Origin of the sequence: Olsenella absiana, assembly GCF_036408855.1 — a bacterium.
GTDB lineage: Bacteria > Actinomycetota > Coriobacteriia > Coriobacteriales > Atopobiaceae > Olsenella_K > Olsenella_K absiana.
Genome location: NZ_JAZGJQ010000001.1, coordinates 297,470 through 315,774, shown reverse-complemented (window position 1 = coordinate 315,774; position 18,305 = coordinate 297,470). Strand labels below are relative to the sequence as shown.

At 68.4% G+C, this 18,305-nt stretch carries 12 protein-coding genes; 3 read left to right on the top strand and 9 right to left on the bottom strand.

All coding sequences use genetic code 11. From position 1 onward, the window contains the following. Positions 1 to 85 precede the first annotated feature (85 nt). On the bottom strand, positions 86 to 3,550 hold the full coding sequence (locus tag VXJ25_RS01300; RefSeq protein WP_330957401.1) for an ABC transporter ATP-binding protein/permease: 3,465 nt from the start codon (positions 3,548 to 3,550) through the stop codon (positions 86 to 88). A gap of 385 nt (positions 3,551 to 3,935) precedes the next feature. On the opposite strand from VXJ25_RS01300, the gene VXJ25_RS01295 reads away from it, so the two are divergent. Continuing rightward, a complete protein-coding gene (locus tag VXJ25_RS01295; RefSeq protein WP_330957400.1) occupies positions 3,936 to 6,098 on the top strand; it encodes an acyltransferase family protein in 2,163 nt (720 codons plus the stop codon). Positions 6,099 to 6,191: 93 nt separating this feature from the next. On the opposite strand, the gene VXJ25_RS01290 is transcribed toward VXJ25_RS01295, so the two are convergent. The 3 genes from VXJ25_RS01290 to VXJ25_RS01280 all read right to left on the bottom strand — a co-directional run bounded on the left by VXJ25_RS01290 (position 6,192) and on the right by VXJ25_RS01280 (position 9,535). Beyond that, a complete protein-coding gene (locus VXJ25_RS01290) occupies positions 6,192 to 7,136 on the bottom strand; it encodes a ketopantoate reductase family protein (protein WP_330957398.1) in 945 nt (314 codons plus the stop codon). Positions 7,137 to 7,372: 236 nt separating this feature from the next. Beyond that, entirely contained in the window at positions 7,373 to 8,401 is a 1,029-nt protein-coding gene (locus VXJ25_RS01285) for a 3-deoxy-7-phosphoheptulonate synthase (RefSeq protein WP_330957397.1), read from the bottom strand. A 252-nt stretch (positions 8,402 to 8,653) separates the two neighbouring features. Continuing rightward, positions 8,654 to 9,535, bottom strand: coding sequence for a YitT family protein (locus VXJ25_RS01280; protein ID WP_330957396.1), 882 nt, complete (start codon positions 9,533 to 9,535; stop codon positions 8,654 to 8,656). 220 nt (positions 9,536 to 9,755) lie between these two features. On the opposite strand from VXJ25_RS01280, the gene VXJ25_RS01275 reads away from it, so the two are divergent. Beyond that, positions 9,756 to 11,261: a C69 family dipeptidase gene (locus tag VXJ25_RS01275; RefSeq protein WP_330957395.1), complete on the top strand. Its 1,506-nt coding sequence runs from the start codon at positions 9,756 to 9,758 to the stop codon at positions 11,259 to 11,261. 88 nt (positions 11,262 to 11,349) lie between these two features. Next, entirely contained in the window at positions 11,350 to 11,625 is a 276-nt protein-coding gene (locus VXJ25_RS01270; protein ID WP_330957394.1) for a zinc ribbon domain-containing protein, read from the top strand. A 64-nt stretch (positions 11,626 to 11,689) separates the two neighbouring features. Here VXJ25_RS01270 and larC read toward each other — a convergent pair whose 3' ends face one another. The 5 genes from larC to VXJ25_RS01245 form a co-directional block, all read right to left on the bottom strand. Then, positions 11,690 to 13,087, bottom strand: a complete 1,398-nt coding sequence (larC, locus tag VXJ25_RS01265; RefSeq protein ID WP_330957393.1) for a nickel pincer cofactor biosynthesis protein LarC — start codon at positions 13,085 to 13,087, stop codon at positions 11,690 to 11,692. Between the two features lie 143 nt (positions 13,088 to 13,230). After that, entirely contained in the window at positions 13,231 to 14,496 is a 1,266-nt protein-coding gene (locus VXJ25_RS01260) for a coiled-coil domain-containing protein (RefSeq protein WP_330957392.1), read from the bottom strand. 270 nt (positions 14,497 to 14,766) lie between these two features. Continuing rightward, complete coding sequence (locus VXJ25_RS01255) at positions 14,767 to 15,333, bottom strand: prepilin peptidase (RefSeq protein WP_330957391.1); 567 nt, start codon at positions 15,331 to 15,333, stop codon at positions 14,767 to 14,769. Positions 15,334 to 15,830: 497 nt separating this feature from the next. Next, the gene (locus VXJ25_RS01250) at positions 15,831 to 16,904 is read right to left on the bottom strand and encodes a nucleoid-associated protein (RefSeq protein ID WP_330957390.1); all 1,074 of its coding nucleotides are present in this window, start codon (positions 16,902 to 16,904) and stop codon (positions 15,831 to 15,833) included. 171 nt (positions 16,905 to 17,075) lie between these two features. Next, the gene (locus VXJ25_RS01245) at positions 17,076 to 18,299 is read right to left on the bottom strand and encodes a coiled-coil domain-containing protein (RefSeq protein WP_330957389.1); all 1,224 of its coding nucleotides are present in this window, start codon (positions 18,297 to 18,299) and stop codon (positions 17,076 to 17,078) included. Positions 18,300 to 18,305: the final 6 nt, after the last annotated feature.

Here is an 18,305-nt window from a genome sequence, read left to right as displayed (position 1 = left end):
GGAGGTTTTCCCGATCCGGACCGGCGCCGCGACCCAGGCCGGAGGGCGCCGGGCGGCGTGCGCCCCGGTGCCCCGGCGTGCGCCCCTACTCGCTCCTGAGCGCCTCCACCGGGTCGCGCCTGGCGGCGATGGTCGAGGGGATGATGCCCGCCACGAGCGTGAGCACCACCGAGATGACGATGAGGACGGCGGCGTTGGCCGGCGAGAGCGCCATGATGCCGGAGACGTGCTTCCAGCCGTAGACGAAGCGGTTGACCGGCACCTCGGCGACGAGGACGACCAGGATCGCGAAGACTCCCGACACCAGGCCCTCGATGAACGTCTCCGCGTTGAAGATGTTGGCGACGTTGAGCTTGGAGGCGCCCATGGCACGCAGGATGCCGATCTCCTTCTTGCGCTCCAGGACCGAGATGTAGGTGATGATGGCGATCATGATCGAGCTCACCACGAGCGAGATGGAGACGAAGGCGATCAGCACCGTGGACACGAGGTTGACGATGTCCGTCACGGAGGAAAGCAGGGTGCCCATGAGGTCGGTGTAGCTGATGACCTTGTCGTCCTCGCCCTGGGCCCGCATCCGGTCGTTGTAGCCGTCCACGATCTTGAGGACGTCCTCCTTGTCGGAGAAGCTCCTGGGGTAGATGTCGATCTCGTGCGGGTCAGACTCGTCAGCGTAGCCCAGGGTCGTGAGGTTGTTCTCGTAGGTGAGCGAGCTCGCGTTGGCGTAGTTGGTCAGCAGCGAGGTCAGGTCCTCCTGCGTGAGGTTGAAGTGGATCGCGTTGCGGAAGGCGTCGGCGTCGACGGAGAAGGAGTCGGCCATCGCGGAGGAGAGCCCCTCCATCTGCCCCTGCATCTGGGAGGAGATGGCGGCGGAGAGCTGCGAGCCGAGCGCCCCGGCGGCGCTCTGCATCTGGGTCTGGAGCGCCACGGCGAGCTGCTGCGCCATGGCATCGGCGGCCTGGCTCATGAGCGCGCCCATCCGCTCGGAGAAGTACGGCGCGAACTGGTCTGTCAGGTAGTCCTGCATGACGAACCTGAGCTTGGCCGAGAGGTCGTCGGTGCCGGTCGAGGCTGCCGCGACGGCCTCCGCGTAGCGCTGTCTGCCCTCCGGGTCCACCGTCGTGTAGTCGCTCCAGGCGGCCTGCCAGTCGTAGTAATGCCCCCCGTTCTGGTCGGTCTTGGTGTACTTGGCCATGTTGGCAAGCCAGTAGTCGCCAAAGCCGTCCGCGAGCCGCTGCGCCGCCTCCGTCGCCGCCTGCTGCCGCGAAGGGTCGACGTCCGCGGCGAGCTTGGAGAGGTCGGGCTGGGGGGCGTCGGCGACGAGCCGCGCCACGGCCTCGGGGCTGAAGACGGAGGAGAGGGAGCTCGTGTCGACCCCCGAGAGGTCGAGGCCGGAGAGGTCCATGCCCGAGAGGTCCATCCCGGAGAGGTCGAGGCCGTCGCCAGAGGAGGACATGGCCTGGGCGAACTTGTCCTGGTCGAACGAGAAGGCACCCCTGAGCGCGTCCTCGTCGACCGAGAAGATCTGGGACATGTCGAAGCTCGCGCCGGAGGCGGACCTCAGCTCCTCGAAGGTCTTGCCGGTGAAGACGTCCACGTCGGGGTCGTCGAGCTGCTGCCTCACGATCTGGGAGGAGGCCGCGTCGGCCATGAGGCGCTGCGTGAGGGCGTGGGTGTAGGCGACGCCCTCCTGCATGGAGGTGTTCTGCGTCGTCGCGTTGGGGCGCACGACGCCCACGACCCGCAGCGTCATCGCCGAGTCCACGACGCCGCGCATGAAGCCCTCGTCGCCGGTCATGTCCGTCCAGGTCGCGGTGTCGGCGTTGTACTGGTAGCACGAGGAGGGGTCCACCACCTTGAAGGTGAGGCCGAGCGCGTCGTCGTAGGTGAGGCCGACGTTGGTGTCCGGCAGGGCGGGCCGCTCGCCTGAGGCGCTTATCGAGTCGACGAGGTCCTTCAGCTGCTGGGGGTCGAGGATCCCCAGGCAGTAGAGGGTGTAGTCGGAGATCTTCCCATTGGCGTCGAGCACGAGGACCGCCTCGTCCTCGCCGGTCGGCCAGGAGCCGGCCACCACGTCGTACTGGGAGTCGAGGAGCGCCTGGTCATCGAGGAGCTCCTCGAAGCCCTCCGCGGAGGAGGACGAGGAGAGCCCCAGGCTCGCGCCCGCCTGCTGCATGCTGCTCTGGCCCGAGCTCAGGGGCGAGCCGAGCCTGGTCACGCCCTTCGAGGTGTCGGCGGCGTACATCTTGGGGTAGATGCCGTACTTGTACTCGATGGAGCTCGCGTGCTCCTCGACGCCGCTCTGCCCGCTGTCGAGGAAGGCCTTGAACGACGCGAGGTCGTTGAGCCTCACCTGGGAGAACATGTCGGAGACGACCGTCGACTCGGGGATCTCGTCGCCCCCGGAGACGCTCCCCTGCTGCCCGGTGCCGTCCGACTCGGTCGCGCTCGCGCCCATCTGGCCCATCAGCTCGGAGACGTTGGCCGAGCCCTGCGTGATCGCGAGGGGGTAGTGCGAGAGCGCGTCCTCCTCCGTCTTGGCGATGTAGTTGTTCACGCCGTTGGAGATGGCGAGGATGGCGGCGATGCCGATGATGCCGATGGAGCCCGCGAAGGCGGTGAGGATGGTGCGGCCCTTCTTGGACCAGAGGTTGTTGGCCGAGAGGGAGAGCGCCGTGAGGAAGCCCATGGAGGCGTGCCGGCGGGACTTGCCGCGCTCGTGCGCGTCGTCCGCGCGGGCCGCGCCGCGCCCCGCGCCAGGGGCGGAGGCGGCGGGCGGGGCGGACTGCGCAGGCATGGCCACCGTCTCGTCGCCCGCGACGGGGAGGGCGACCGTCGCGCCGCGTCCCTGGGCCGTCTCGGGGCGCGCGGGGTCGAAGGGGTCCGTGTCGCCCTCGACGCGCCCGTCCCTCACGCGCACGATGCGCGTCGCGTAGCGCTCCGCCAGCTCGGGGTTGTGGGTCACCATGACCACGAGCCTGTCGGAGGCGATCCTCTTGAGGATGTCCATGACCTGGACGCTCGTCTGGGTGTCCAGGGCGCCGGTCGGCTCGTCCGCCAGGACGATGTCGGGGTCGTTCACGAGGGCGCGCGCGATCGCCACGCGCTGCATCTGGCCGCCCGAGAGCTGCGACGGCCGCTTGCGCGCGTGCTCGGCGAGCCCCACGTCCGCGAGGGCCGAGAGCGCGCGGCGCTCCCGCTCCGCACGCCCGACGCCAGAGAGCGTGAGCGCCAGCTCGACGTTGGAGAGCACCGACTGGTGCGGGATCAGGTTGTAGCTCTGGAAGATGAAGCCGACGCGGTGGTTTCTGTAGGTGTCCCAGTCCTTGGACGAGAAGTCCTTGGTCGAGACGCCGTTGACGACGATCTCCCCCGAGTCCGCGTGGTCGAGGCCGCCGAGGATGTTGAGCATCGTGGTCTTGCCCGAGCCCGAGGGGCCGAGCACGGCCACGAACTCGTTGTCCCTGAAGGTGACCGAGACGCCGTCGAGGGCGACTTGGGTGAAGCCTTCGGTCGCGTAGGTCTTCTTGATCTGGTGCAGCTCTAGCATCGGAGTCCTTTGCAGAAAGTCCCTGCCGGCCCGCCGGGGACGGACCTCGGGGCGCCGTCGCCCCGGCTTGTGAGGTACCTATTGTGACGCACCCCCGGCCCTCCGCAGGAGCCGTCAGCAACACTACAGAAACCCAGCTCCAGGACCAGCTGCGGCAGTCCTTCCGTCCCGTGCCCCGCCCTGGGCGCCCGGGCGCCGATCGTGCGACCCGGACGTCGCCCGGGCGCCGAGCCCGGCGGAGAGGGGCGCCAAACGCTATCATCTTTTGCCTGAAGGGCGATTCGCGCCCGAGGTCCCAAGCGCGAGCCGGCCCCGAGGTCCGAGGGGCGACCAGCGCCCGGGCCCACTCCCCCACCCAAGAAGCCAAACGCGCAATAGGAACGCCATGTCACGAGACAGAGCCCCCCATACCAGACCCACCGACACCGCACCCGTCGAGAGGGGGGCCGCCGCCCCGGGTCGGCAGGAGCCACAGGGGAGAAGGACCTCGCGCCCGCAGGCGTCCGCGCGGGCGCGGCGCACGGCGCCCGCCCGCCCGCAGCGCGCCCCCGAGGGGGGCCGGGCCACCAGGGACGCCGCGCCCCGGCGGGCGGAGGGGCCGCGGGCGGCCGGGCAGCCTCGGGCCGGGCGTCGCAACGACGCGCTCGACGGCCTGCGCGCCCTCGCGATCGCCTCCGTCGTCTTCTACCACCTCTCGGTGGCCTGGCTGCCGAGCGGGCACATGGGCGTCATCGTCTTCCTCGTCCTCACCGGCTACCTGCTGACGAGCTCGCTCGTGCGCACCCTCGTCAAGGGGGGCGCCATCGGCTACCGCACCCTCTGGACGAGGCGCCTCCGCAGGATCTGGCCGCCCATGGCGGTCTGCGTCTTCGTCACCGTCGCGGCCTGCGTGCTCTTCAACCACGTCCTGCTGACGAAGCTCAGGCCGGACTTCGTCCCCTCGCTGCTGCTCGTCTCCAACCTGGCCGCCATCGTGCGCGGCGCCAGCTACTTCGACCACCTCGGCGGCGTCTCGCCGCTCACGCACCTGTGGTACCTCGGCCTCGACGCGCAGTTCTGCCTCGTGTGGCCGCCCGTCCTGGCCCTGCTGTGGAGGCTGGGGGCGAAGAGGCGCGACGCCGCCCTCCCAAGGCGCGCCACCTTCGCGCTCGCGCTCGCCTCCGCCGTCGCCATGGCCGCCCTCTTCGACCCCAACGGGGACCCGACGCGCGTCTACTACGGCCCCGACACCCGCTTCTTCGCCCCGCTCGTGGGCGCCTGTCTCGCCCTGCTGTGGCCCCTCGGCAGGAGGCGTCCGGTCGGCGCCCTCGGCGGCTCCAAGCTCGACCTGGGGTCGCTCGACATCTTCGGCCTGGTGGGGCTCGCGGGCGTGCTCGCCGTCATGGTCCTGTCCCAAGACACCGCGACCTTCCTCTACCGCGGCGGCATGATGATCGTGGCCCTGCTCTCGGCCGCCCTCGTCGCGTCCCTGCTCGACCCGGCGACGGTCACCTCGAGGTTCTTCTCCGCCAGGCCCCTGGTCTGGCTCGGCAGGCGCGCCTTCGGCATCTACCTGTGGCACTACCCGCTCTTCCAGCTCCTCCGGGTTACCGACGGCGACACCCCCGCCTGGGTGGTCGCGCTCGCCGTCGTCGCCTCCGTCGCCTTGGCCGAGCTCTCGCTGAGGCTCGTGGAGGAGCCCCTCGCCCGAGGCGCGTCGCCGCTGCCGACGGGTCCCGGCCGCCTCGCGCCCGCCCGGGCGGCAGCCCTCGTCGCGGGGCTCGCCGTGGTGGCCGTCGCGGTCGCAGGCGCCGTCGTCGTGCCGGACGAGACGGCGCTTCCCACCGACGCCCTCAACAACACGGGCGTGAGCGCCGGCGCGGCCAAGGACCTCACGTCCGAGTCGCAGCAGGCTGCGGACGGCGGGGATGCCGCGGGCTCCGCGGAGGACTCCAAGGGCGTCGCCGAGGGCGCGACCCCCGACGACCACCTCGTGCTCACGGCCTCCGCGGACGAGACGGGCCAGAACCGCTACGACCCCTTCGTGGTCGCCGACTCCGTCGCGGGCGACGCGAGCTGGTACTTCAAGCAGCACTGCCCCAACGGCTACCTCGACTCCTACGTCGGGCGCCGCCCCGACCAGGCCCTCGACGTCCTCAAGGGATACGTCGACCAGGGGGTCGTCGGCAAGGTCGTGGTGCTGTGCACCTTCTCCAACGCGCCGGGGACCTCCTCCACCCTCGACCAGCTCGTCGAGGCGTGCGGCGACCGCATCGTCTACGTGGTGAACGTCTCCATCCCGGAGTCGGAGGAGGCGCAGATCAACAGCAGCCTCACGGCGCTGGAGAAGAAGTACGACAACGTCCACCTGATCGACTGGAAGTCCTACGTGGCCGGCCACGGCGCAGACTCCGCCGAGCCGTGGCTCTACGCCGACAGGGAGCACCTCACCCCGCAGGGCCAGCCCCACTACATCGACCTCATCACCAGCGCGATCGCGAAGGACTTCGTCGAGTCCGCGGGCGGCTCCGCCCAGGTGGGCACGGTCGGGCAGAACACCGGCGAGTAGCCGCGGCACGGGAGGCGCCCGAGCCGCGCGACGGTGTCGGGCGCCGGACTGCCGGGCGCCGCGCCGCCGTCGGCGCGCCTCGCCCGGCCCGTCCTAGAGGATGGAGTCCACCTGCATGTCGTAGGTCGACTCGATGCTCTTGATGAGGCAGAACATGGCCTCGTTGTAGGGGGCGCTCAGCCCCTTTGCAGCCGCGTATCTCACGAAGGCGCCGTTGATGGAGCCGACCTCCGTCTGGCGGTGCATGATCACGTCCTGCGCCATCGAGGTGATGTGGTCCTTCTCGGAGCCGAAGATCTTGCGGCGCAGGTCGTTCTTGAGCCGCGTGGCGTCGACCTCGACGCCGTAAGCCTCGGCCACCGCGCAGGCCTCGTCGATGATGTCGTTACACAGGTCCATGCCCTTGTTCAGGATGCCCATGCCGCCGCAGGGGACGCGGCAGACGGCCGAGGTGGAGTTGAGCGCCGCATTGTAGGCCGCCTTCTGCCAGACGTCTCGCCAGACGTCCTCGTGGACCTCGCACTCGAGGCCGGCCTCGTTGAAGGCGCGTTCGACTGCGCGGGCGAGGTCGCTCACCTCCGAGGTGAGGGGCATGAACTTGATGATCCCCTCGCCGCTCGAGCGGACCGAGCAGAGCCCGGTGCGGTCGGCGTTGTACGTGCACATCCCGATGAGCACGCGTCCTGGGTCGACGAAGCGCTTGATGAGCTCCGCGTTTCCGAGGCCGTTCTGCAGCGAGAGCACGTAGGTGCCCTCCCCGAGGTAGCCCCGCGCCTGCTCCAGGGCCTCCGTCGTGTCGGGGGTCTTGGTGCAGAGCAGGACGAGGTCGGGCTCGCCCTCCACGTCCTCGGCGCGCATGACGGGCGGATGCGCCTCCAGGCGCTCGTCGCCGAACGCGCACGAGATGCCATGCGCGCCAATGGCGTCGATGGCCGCCTGGTCCCGCTCGACCAGGGACACGTCGTTCTTATCGCCCTGCGAGAGCATCGCGCCGTAGAGCTGCCCGATGGCGCCCGCGCCTAGGATGACTATCCTCATGACCTGCCTCCGTCCCCGTCGAGGCCCCGCTCGCCTCGCGTCCGGCTCGCGACTGCCGGCCGGGAGCCCCGGGCCGGCACGCAGATTGGTTTGCTATACCCCCGTTCGGGAGGCCTCAGTCAACCGGCGTCCCGGACGAGCGTCGATTCTCCCGTAGCTGGCGCCTGGAGCAGCGACGGGCGCCCGGCTCAGCGACGGGTGCCAGCACTAGCCCGGGGCGCCCCCGGCGGATCCCGCTAGAGCCTCTCGGCGATGCTCAGGATGAGGTGCTCCGTGCGCTCCCAGCCCAGGCAGGCGTCGGTGATGGACTGCCCGAACGTCCCGCCGCCGACGGGCTGGCACCCGTCGACGAGGTAGGACTCGATCATGAAGCCCCTGAACAGCCCGGCGATGTCGCGGTTGCGGGCGACCGAGTCGAGCACCTCGTTGGCGATGCGGCTCTGCTCGAGCGGCCGCTTGCCGGAGTTGTCGTGGTTGCAGTCCACGATGAAGGCCGGGTAGCTGTACTTCTTGGGGTCGTAGGCCTCGACCAGCCGCTCGAGGTACTCGTAGTGGTAGTTGGGGTAGTTGATTCCGTCCAGCCCCACATAGCCCCTCAGGAGCGCGTGCGCGAGCTCGTTGCCCGTGGTCTCGACCTCCCAGTTCCGGTAGATGAAGGTCTGCTTCGCCTGGGCCGCGTAGATGGAGTTCAGCATGATCGCGGTGCTGCCGCCCGTGGGGTTCTTCATGCCGACGGGCACCGGGATGCCGGAGGCGACGAGCCGGTGCTCCTGGTTCTCGACCGAGCGCGCGCCGACGGCGACGTAGGAGAGCAGGTCGGTGAGGTACTGGTAGCTCGACGGGTACAGCATCTCGTCGGCGGTGAACATGCCGCTCTCCTCCACCACGCGCAGGTGCATGTGGCGGATGGCCTTGACGCCCTCGAGGAGGTCGGGGGCGCCCTCGGGGTCAGGGTTGTGGAGGAGGCCCTTGTAGCCCGTCCCCCTCGTGCGCGGCTTGTTGGTGTAGACCCTCGGGACGAGCACGATCTTGTCCCGCACGATGTCGCGCAGGCGCGCGAGCCGCGTGACGTACTCGAGCACCGAGTCCTCGCGGTCGGCCGAGCAGGGGCCGACGACGATGAGGATGCGGTCGCTCTCGCCCTTGATGACCGACTGCACATCGGCGTCGAAGCCCTCCTTGGTCGCTGCGAGGTCGGGCGAGAGGGACATCTCCTCGCGGATCTCCTTCGGAATGGGCAGCCTTCGCTTGAACTCCATGGACATGGGCAGTCACCTCGAGGACGTCCCCGCGCGTGCGGGGGCGGTAGCTAGTGGACGAGTCGGACCTGGCCCTCGGCTCCCGGATGTGGCGCCGCGGCGGTCTCGTGTAGGAAATCTAGCGCAAGCCCCCTCGCGGGGCGCCAAAATTTACGTGCGTTAACAAGCGCGCGACGCCCCCGTCACGGCGCCCCCGTCACGGCGCCGCCATCCCCCTGCCGCATCGCCGGACGGGCTGGCAGGCGCGCTACCGTTCCTCTACCTTCTCAGGCTCTTGAAGCCCTCGCCGTAGGCCTCAAAGACCTCGGTGATGAAGACGATGGCGTCCGGGTCGATGCTGGAGACGCCCTCGCGCAGGTCGGCGGCCATGGAGCGGTTGACCACCACGAGAAGGACCGGCCGCTCCTTCCCCGAGTAGGAGCCCTTGGCGTAGAGCTCCGTGCAGCCGCGGTCCAGCTCGTAGAGGACCATGTGGGCGATCTCCTCGTACTTGTCGGAGATGATGTAGGCGGCGCGCTGCGAGTTGAAGCCGTCGACCACGCGGTCGATCGCGTAGCTCGAGATGTACATGGCGACCGCGGCGTAGAGCGCCCTCTCCAGGCCGAACACCGGCATGGAGGCCACCACGACCGCGGCGTCCACCACGAAGATCGTCACGCCGGAGGAGAGTGGCACCACCCGCTGGAGGAGCTGGGCCAGGATGTCGGTGCCGCCGGTGTTGCCGCCGACGCGGAACACCAGGCCGAGGCCGATGCCGCAGATGACGCCGCCCCACAGGGCGCAGAGCAGGAGGTCGCCGTTGCCGAGCTCGGGGAGGAACGGCTCCAGGGCGTCAATCAACACGGAGGAGGCGACGATGCCGACGAGGGTCCTCGCCGCGTAGCGCAGCCCGCCCGTGCGGATGACGGGGACCATCAGGAAGACGTTCATGAGAAGGACCATGCCGCCCACCGGGAGCGCGACGCCCGTGGTCGCGAGCACGACCTCGCGGATGGTCATGGCGAGCCCCGTCGCCCCGCCGGCCGCCAGCCCGTTGTTGAGCTCGAAGCAGTCGAGCCCCACTGCGAAGACGAGGCACCCGAGGCAGATGATGAACGAGTCCCTCACGATGCTCCGCTTGAGGATTGCTGGCAACGACATCTCCTGAGACCACCCGTTCCGCACGTCTTGTCCACCAGGCGCCCGAAGGGAGCGCCCGAGGCCAGATTGTCTTCTCGAGTTCACGATTATGCAACACTTCCGTGACATTCGCGCCGCCGGCGGCGGGCCGGGACGAGCGACGGGCGGCCGCGGGGCGGCGGAAGCGGCTATCATGAGCCAGTGATAGCGAGAAGAGCGGTTTCGACGAAAGAGGGCACCCATGCCTTGCACCACCATCCTGGTAGGTAAGGACGCGAGCTACGACGGCTCGACGATCATCGCGCGCAACGAGGACAGCGGCTCCCTGGGGTTTTGCCCCAAGCGGATGGAGGTCGTCCAGCCGGCCGACCAGCCCAGGCACTACCGCAGCGTCCTGAGCCACCTCGAGGTCGACCTCCCCGACGACCCCCTGCGCTACACGTCCGTCCCCAACGCGCTCGGCGACGAGGGCGTCTGGGCCGAGGCGGGCGTGAACTCCCTCAACGTGGCGATGAGCGCGACCGAGACCCTCACCACCAACGAGCGCGTGCTGGGCGCCGACCCCTTCGTGGAGCTGCGCCCCGCCCACGGCCAGCCCGGCGACGAGGACTTCGAGCCGGAGGTCCCCGGCGGCATAGGCGAGGAGGACATGGTCACCCTGGTCCTCCCCTACGTCACGAGCGCGCGCGAGGGCGTCGAGCGCCTCGGCGGGCTGCTCGAGCGGTACGGCACGTACGAGATGAACGGCATCGCCTTCTCGGATGTCGACGAGGTCTGGTGGCTCGAGACCGTCGGCGGGCACCACTGGATCGCCCGCAGGGTCCCCGACGACGCCTACGTCACCATGCCCAACCAGCTCGGCATCGACGCCTTCGACCTCGACGACGCCCTGGGCCCGCAGGAGAGCTTCATGTGCTCCCCCGACCTGCGCGAGTTCGTGGAGGAGAACCACCTCGACCTCTCGCTCGACGGCCGGCTCAACCCGCGCGACGCCTTCGGTAGCCACAGCGACTCCGACCACGTCTACAACACCCCGCGCTCCTGGGCCATCCAGCGCTTCCTCAACCCGCACAGCAACATCTGGGACGGCCCGGACGCCGACTTCCGCCCCGAGGACGACGACATCCCCTGGTGCCGCGTCCCCGAGCGCAAGGTGACGATCGAGGACGTCAAGTACGCCCTCTCCCTGCACTACCAGGGCACGCCCTTCGACCCCTACGCGCACTACGGCAGCCCGCTGGAGCGCGGCAAGTACCGCCCCATCGGCATCAACCGCAACGGCCAGCTCTCCGTCATCCAGCTGAGGCCCTACGAGCCCGAGGCCTGCCGCGCCATCCAGTGGCTCGCCTACGGCAGCAACGTCTTCAACGCCCTCGTCGCCCTCTACGCCAACGTCGACGCCGCACCCGACTACCTCGCCAACACGACGGGCCGCGTCACGAGCGAGAGCTTCTACTGGGAGAACCGCATCATCGCCGCGCTGGCGGACGCGCACTTCAACGAGTGCAACGCCGAGGTCGAGCGCTACCAGCAGCGCGTACCGGCGAGCTGCTACAACGTGCTCGCCCGCGTCGACCGCGAGGTCGCCGAGGCGGGGCTCGGCTACGAGGAGGCGGCCGGCGCGCTGGGCCGTGCCAACGAGGAGATCTGCGCGATGCTGCGGAAGGAGACGGACGACCTTCTCGCCAAGACGCTCGACACCGCGAGCCTCAAGATGAGGAACGCCTTCGCCAAGGAGGACGCGTAGCCGGACGGCCGCCAAGTCCGCGTGGGCCTGCGGGCCCGCGTGGGCCTGCGGGCCCGCCACACCGGCTCGCGGGACTTAAGGAGGAGACATGGTCTGCCCCGCTTGTGGCGCAAACATCGATCCGGACGCCGACGCCTGCCCCAAGTGCGGCGTCGCGCTCACCTACCGCGCCGCCAGGAAGAGCGCCGAGACGGACGGATCAGAGAAGGGCGGCACCAAGGCGACGGTCATATATGCGATCGTCTGCATAGCGGCGGTCGCGGCGTTCTGCTGGGCGATCCTGTTCTGGCACGAGTCGCAGGTCCGCACCGTCCCGCAGATCATCGCTCCCGGCGTGTCGCTCTCGAGGCTCGTGCAGCCCTAGGGCGCAGGGCGCGCCGCCAGAGGGACCGCTTGAGGGGCGGCGCCGCAGGTCGTGCGGCGGGCGCCTAACGCCGCACGACCTTCTCGCCCGCCGAGAGGACCGCGCGATACGCCTCCTGGTAGGGCACGTGAGCGGCACGAGCGAGCGCAGCCACCGCGTCATGCTCCGGGTAGGCGCGCTCGCTGCCGTCCGGAAGCTCGACGACCTTGACGGACGCCTCTCCCAGCTCGCAGGCGACCCGCACCTCCCTGCGTGCGAGGGCCGTGCGCTCCACCCTGTGCCTGCGGACGCCGATGGTCGTTGTCTCCTCGAAGAGGATCCGCTCCATGCGGGGTACGAGCGGCCCGTCGCATAGGACCTGCACCTGGTAGCCGGGGCGGTTCTTCTTCATGAAGACCGGCATGAAGTGCGCCTCGCGCGCGCCAGCGTCCATGAGCAGACCGAGCGCACGGCCAAGAGCCTCACCCGTGCAGTCGTCCATCTCGCACTCGAGCTTCCAGAGGCCGGCCTCTGCGCCCGCGCCCACCCGCGCGCAGCGCTCGGCATCCACCGAGGGCCCCTGCTCTGCCATCGGCGCCGACCCCAGGCCCCGCACCTCCTCCGGCAGAGGCTCGACGAGCAGCGCACGGACGGTGCTCGGGGGGTCGTAGGCACGCTTGCCCGACCCCAGGCCGCAGGCGAGGATCCTGTAGCGGCCCGGCGGCTCCTCCATCGTCCGTATCGCCGCGGCAATCGCGGCACCCGTAGGGGTCACGAACTCGCCCTGCCGACCGCTCTGCGAGATGACGAGCCCATGGCTCCGCACGATACTGGCGACCGCGGGGACGGGGACGGAAAGGACCCCGTGGGCGGAGCGGACGCGGCCCGTCCCCTCCATGAGCGGCGAGACGTAGGCGTCGATAACGTCGAGCGCGTCGAGGCAGTAGGCGACCGCGACCACGTCAACGATCGAGTCAACCGCCCCTACCTCGTGGAAGTGCACCTCGGAGACGGGGACGCCATGCGCCTCCGCCTCCGCCTCGGCGACGATGCGGAAGATGCGCCGGGCGATGCCCGCCGCACGCTCGCTGAGGCCCGCGGAGCCTATGATGCGGAGCACGTCCCCGAGGTTGCGATGCTCGTGATGATGGTCGTGGCCGCTGGCGCGCTCGTGGCCGCCGTCGTGGTCGTGGTGATGGGCGCAGGGCCGCTCGTGGGGCGTCGACTCGCCGTCCAGGTCACCGTAGAGGTATGCCATGTCGTGGTCGTGCCCGTCGTGGTCCTCGTCGAGGACGACGTCGAAGTCGCAGGCGTCGAGCGACCCCACGCGCCTACGGGACACCACGAGGTCGAACCCGTCGACGCCGAGGCTTGCCAGTGCCTCCCTCAGCCCGCGCACGTCGACTCCCAGGTCGACAAGGGCACCCGCCACCATGTCGCCGCTAATGCCCGAGTCGCACTGCAGGTAGAGCACCTTGCCCATCGTTACCTCCCCATCGACCGCGGCATGCGGGACCACGGCCCGCCATCCTTGCCCCCCCCAGACGCCTCGTAGAAGAGACGGCCGCAGCCATCTCGGCTGCGGCCGCCCGGCACCTACGAATCGCTCGCGAGTCCACGTGGACCCTACGAGAGCGTGATGTTCATGAACCAGCCCCAACGAGGGGTCACCGTGGACCCGTAGTAGCTGATCCACTGGTCCATGCTCCACGTGGCGACGCTGCCGATGTTGTGCATAATCGTGTTGTTACCGACGTAGATGCCGATGTGGCCGTAGATGCGGCCCATGCTCGACTGGGGGTGCGAGGACACCGCGACGATCATGCCCGGCTTGAGGTCCGCTCTGCTGGAGCTGTAGCAGTACGCGTTGTACATGTCGCACGCGTTGCCGCTGCCATAGCCGTAACCCGCGTTGCTGAAGACCTGCGAGACCCACATCGCGCATAGGCCTGCGCCGGGCGACGGGGTGCTGTGGCAGGCAGAGACGATGGCAGCCGCAGAGCCCGTGCCAGCGCCGCCCGTCCCACCGGCCGAACCGCCCGAGGAAGTTCCCGCAGACGAACCCGCGGACGGGGCCGTAGTCGAGCCCGAACCCGCGCTGGGTTCGCTCGCGTTCGGGGAGTCGGAGCCCTGGCTCCCCTGGGCCGCCGATGCAGCAGCGGCCGCGTCAGCGGCAGCCTTGGCCTCCGCCTGGCGCCTCTCCTCCTCCTGGGCCGCGAGAATCTCCGCGTCCCTCTGCTCCATCAGCTGCTTCACCTGAGCGTCGAGGGAGGTCAGGACCTGCTGCGCCTCGGCCTGCTTACTCTGCATCTCCTGAAGCTGCTCGGCCTGCTGGGCCTGGACGACCTGGAGGTTCTCCTGGTAGGCCTCGAGGTCCGCCTTGTTCTGGTCGAGCGCCCGCTTCTCCTCGTTGATGGAGTCGATGAGCTCCCTGGACTCCTTCGAGATGCGGTCGAAGTAGTAGACGTTAGACACCAGCTCGTCGATGGACTTCGCGCCGAGGAGCATGTCGACAACGCCCGTGTTGCCGTCCTTGTAGTTGGAGGAGACGTTGCTGGCGAGCCGTTCCCTCTTCTCCTTCAGGCTTGTTTCCTTGTCGGAGATCTGCTGAGTGACATCATCTATCTGCCTCTGGACGTCGTAGATCTCGTCGAGGGTCTCGGACTGCTTCTGCGAGATGGCAGCATAGTCCGTACCGATCTGCTCGAGCTGCTTCTGGACCTCTGCGTACTGCCGCTCCGCCGCATCGAGGTCGCTCTGGGTGTCAGCCAGGGCGAAGACGGGATGGGAGGAGACGGCGGCGAGGGTGCCAGCGCCAGCGGCGAGCCTCAGGAGGGAACGACGACTCATCGTGCGGCGCTTGGGGACATCACCCGGCTTGTTCTGATCCATGTTGATCCTGGCCTCCAAGTTAGTGTGTTTGTGCTTCGTTTAGGGTACGGCAGTCTATCACCATGCATGCAAATATACCGTACCCTACCACGAAGACGCCTGTCCGGGCAAACGCGCCTCGAGCGGATGGTGCGGACCGTCCGGCTTGCCTCGGCAGCAGGATGGTGGGAACCTCTACCGGCACCGCACCCTTCCCGCCATCTCGCAGGCTCTGTGTGCGCGAGGGGAGCCCTCGGCCCCGCGTCCGAGCTCCGAGCGCCCTCGGAACGCTCAAGAGAGGACCTCGGCACCACCGACGAGTGCCACGATGACCGTGGCGCATGATACGGCCGGGCAGAGTGGGAAGGTCCCAGGCTCCCAGGGCGACCGGCCGGAGCCATGTCCTGAGGCGCCGCTCACCCGCGAGCGCTCCCACACAACACGCAGCATCTCCTGTAGGAGCCCGAGGAGACACGAGGTGACTACGACGGCCGCACCCCAGTGCAGCCCAAAGTAGAGACCCACCACGAGGAAGAGCTTGAGGTCTCCCCCGCCGAGCCCCGGTCTCCCGCTCGCCCGGCTCACAAACAGGGAGGCTAGGAGGGCGGGGACGACGATACCGAAGGAGCCAACGACAGCGCGCGGGAGCTCCCAACCCAAGGGGCGCCCCAAGGGCCACGAGATGACGAGTCCTGCCACCCAGATGGCCAACGCCGCCATGATGGCAAGGTCGGGAATCCTCCGTACCAGCACGTCCACCACAGACGCCCAGTACAGGACGAACGCGAGCAGGGCCACCTGCACGCACGCAAGGCTGGGACCGAGGCGCGCGACCAGAAGCGGGAGAAGGAGGCCCATGAATGGGAAGGTGGCGGTCGCCTGACGGGACGGGAGCCCTAGGACGCCCGAGCATCCTTGGGCGCCCGTAGCCTCATGCACATTCCCCTTCTCGTTCGCATCTTCCGACCGGGGATACTTACCTGCAGCATATCTTTTCGCATTAGTGCATAATATTGCAGAAAAACATGTTCCAATGCAAAACAGAATAACGCTGACGCATGCTGCCAGCAGGGGTCCATCGCAATGCATTTCATCACCTTCCCACCTTTACCTCGTAATACGCCCTCTTTGATTTGCCTCCTTCAGAATTGGATTTTCCCTATTGACGTTAAAGAGATTGTGCTCTATACAATACATACCACAGACGTACATCTGTTCTATCGAAGGGAGACACGATGACTTCTCCACATTCTCGTCACAGGTGCTACCGTCGGACGCGCGAGCCGAGGTCTCCCGAGGGGAATCTCGCGGGACCTCCGGACTCTTACGGGCTTAGAGGATGCGTCGCGCGCGTCTCAGCGATTCTCGATCTTGGCGATGTTCCTGATCACGATCTCGATGTGCCCGTCATCGTCGTTCCTGAAGGCGATGTAGGTGGGGTTCGAGCTGTACTCGGAGGGGAAGGTGATGTCGATGCCAGTGTCCGTCCGGATGCGGTGACTCTTGGCCATGCGGTTCGCCACTCCACGCTTGACGGGTACCTCGTCGGGGATGCTCTCCTCGCGCGCCGTCTGCTCGTAGCGCTCCTCGTACCTCTCGCGCACTTGGGGCTGCTCCTCGAAGACCTCGCGACCGACCTCCTCGGGCTCGAAGGACTCGTCCCTCTCCACGCGCTGGGCCACCAACGCCTTGGCACGCGAGACCGTCTCCGCAGTGTTCAGGCCGTACTCCTCCGCCACGTCTTCGACGATCCTCGTGACGGTCTCGATCGCCTCACGACTGGACGCCTGCGTGGAGCACTGCAGGAGCCCGTCGGGGATCACGAAGCTCTCGGTCCCACCGATCGTCCTCGCCTTGTCGTGGAAGTCGATGGACATGGACGCCACGTCGATCACGGCGTAAGTGTCGATCTTCTGGGTGGGCGTAGGAAGGGTGGCGTCCGTCCTCACCAGCTCGTTCGAGACGTGTCCGTCCACGTCATCCACGGTGTGGAGGAAGCTCTGCCTCCTGGGGAGAATCGCGAGGGCAAAGTAGCGCTTGGGCTCTGCGTCGAACGCAGCCGCCGCCTCCTGCTCCCCCGCGCCCGCGCCTGGGGCCGAGGGCGGCTCGTCGAAGTCAGTGACGAGGAGGTCCGCGTTCGTCAGGTCGTCGCTCCGGCGGAGCTCCTCCCAGAACCACTGCGCTATGGACATGCTCAGCGCCTCGAACCCGTTCTCCCCGCGGAGGTAGAGCCCGAGCTCCTCTGCGAACGCACTCCCCTCGGAGAACTCGCCGTGCTTGTTGTCGGCGCTGGTGAGGCACTTGTGCATCGTACGTTGAACGTACGACCTCGTGGTCTTCTCGTCGAGGTCGAGCTCCCTCTCAGAGAAGTACTTCTCGCCCGTCTCGAAGTCGAAGGAGTGAAGGATGGCGTGCCTGATCTTGAGCATGGGCTCTCCAAACGAAGTGAGTCTTGGTACGCGCGCCCGGACGGCGTGGACGCATGCATGGGACGCCCCGCATCCTCGAGAGGGCCCGCGGACGCGCGACGCAAGGGAGGACGGGGGTGGCCTCAAGGCCGCAAGCGCCCGCAAGGCGGCCTGGACGGATGTCGGAAGCCGCTAGAGGTAGCGGTAGGACACCGTGCGGAGCCCCCAGGAGTTGGGACTGCCGAACCCGAAGGCGCGGTAGACGGCCGTAGAGAGGTCGAGGCCGCGACTGCCGTTTCCCATGTAGCCGCAGTCCGTCACCGTGGCGATGACCGACATCCCGTTGTAGCGGATCTCGATGAGGTCACCGTAGTGCGCCGAGGGGTTCTGCGACATCGGAAGGGCGACGGAGGGCTTGGAGTCATCCAGGGGGATGCCCGAGGCGGTCGACGTGGACCCCGGGGGGTCGTTGTCCGCGATGCTGTAGGCAGAGGCGACGCAGGTGATCCAGCCGCTCTCGGAGCTGCTCGACGAGGCGGAGGACGACCCGGAAGGCGTGGAGGAGCTCTGGGCGCCGGACGGCTTGGAGGCCTGCGAGCCCGAGCCGGATCCGGAGGACGTGGAACCGGAGCCCCCGGAGGAGCTCTGGGCGGCCTCGTTCGCAGATGCGGAGCTCGTCGTGGAGAGGTCCTTGATCTCGCCGGCTTTTGCCGCCGAGGCCTCCTCGTCGTTCGTCACGCCCTGCGACGAGGCTACCGGGCCGTTACTGTTGGTCGCAGCCGCAGCCTCCGCAGCGGCCCTGGCCTGCTCCGCGGCGGCGAGGGCGGCGGCTCGCTCGTCCTCCTCGAGCTGGGAGGCCTTGGCCTCAAGACTGGATATTGTCGACTGGACCTCCGCGCTCTGGCTCGAAAGCTCGTCCAGGGTGGACTGCTGCTCGTCCTTGGCGGCGCTGATCTGCGCCATCTGGTCGCTGAGGGTCGCCTTGTCGTCGTTCAGACGCTTGATGGCGTCCGCCTGGTACTCGTTGACCTTCTGGGCGTAGTGGATGCGAGACACCATGTCCTCGATGCTGCTGCTCGACATCACGAGGGAGAGGAGACTCGGCGTGAGGCCACCCTTGTAGGAGGCGGAGATGAGCTCGTTCAGGCGCGAACGGTCCTCGATGATCTCGGACTGGACGTCGATCGACTGCTGTGCCAGGTCGTCGATCTGCCCCTGGAGGGAGTCGATCTGACCTCGGTTGTCCTGCATGTCGCGGGCGAGCTCGTCGAGGCGGGACTGCTCCTGGGAGATCTGGTCTCGGACGTCCTGGGACGTCTCCGCGACGGCGACCGTCGGGAGCGCGAGGCCCGCGATGACGGCGAAGGCGCAGACCGCGAGCGAGACCCTGACGGCACCGGAGGCCCGCGTCCTCAAAGGGGC

What these genes read in the sequence shown, in the direction of transcription:
- VXJ25_RS01300 (WP_330957401.1), bottom strand. Translation starts at nt 3,550, where the DNA reads ATGCTAGAGCTGCACCAGATCAAGAAGACCTACGCGACCGAAGGCTTC.
- VXJ25_RS01295 (WP_330957400.1), top strand. Translation starts at nt 3,936, where the DNA reads ATGTCACGAGACAGAGCCCCCCATACCAGACCCACCGACACCGCACCC.
- VXJ25_RS01290 (WP_330957398.1), bottom strand. Translation starts at nt 7,136, where the DNA reads ATGAGGATAGTCATCCTAGGCGCGGGCGCCATCGGGCAGCTCTACGGC.
- VXJ25_RS01285 (WP_330957397.1), bottom strand. Translation starts at nt 8,401, where the DNA reads ATGTCCATGGAGTTCAAGCGAAGGCTGCCCATTCCGAAGGAGATCCGC.
- VXJ25_RS01280 (WP_330957396.1), bottom strand. Translation starts at nt 9,535, where the DNA reads ATGTCGTTGCCAGCAATCCTCAAGCGGAGCATCGTGAGGGACTCGTTC.
- VXJ25_RS01275 (WP_330957395.1), top strand. Translation starts at nt 9,756, where the DNA reads ATGCCTTGCACCACCATCCTGGTAGGTAAGGACGCGAGCTACGACGGC.
- VXJ25_RS01270 (WP_330957394.1), top strand. Translation starts at nt 11,350, where the DNA reads ATGGTCTGCCCCGCTTGTGGCGCAAACATCGATCCGGACGCCGACGCC.
- larC (WP_330957393.1), bottom strand. Translation starts at nt 13,087, where the DNA reads ATGGGCAAGGTGCTCTACCTGCAGTGCGACTCGGGCATTAGCGGCGAC.
- VXJ25_RS01260 (WP_330957392.1), bottom strand. Translation starts at nt 14,496, where the DNA reads ATGGATCAGAACAAGCCGGGTGATGTCCCCAAGCGCCGCACGATGAGT.
- VXJ25_RS01255 (WP_330957391.1), bottom strand. Translation starts at nt 15,333, where the DNA reads ATGGGCCTCCTTCTCCCGCTTCTGGTCGCGCGCCTCGGTCCCAGCCTT.
- VXJ25_RS01250 (WP_330957390.1), bottom strand. Translation starts at nt 16,904, where the DNA reads ATGCTCAAGATCAGGCACGCCATCCTTCACTCCTTCGACTTCGAGACG.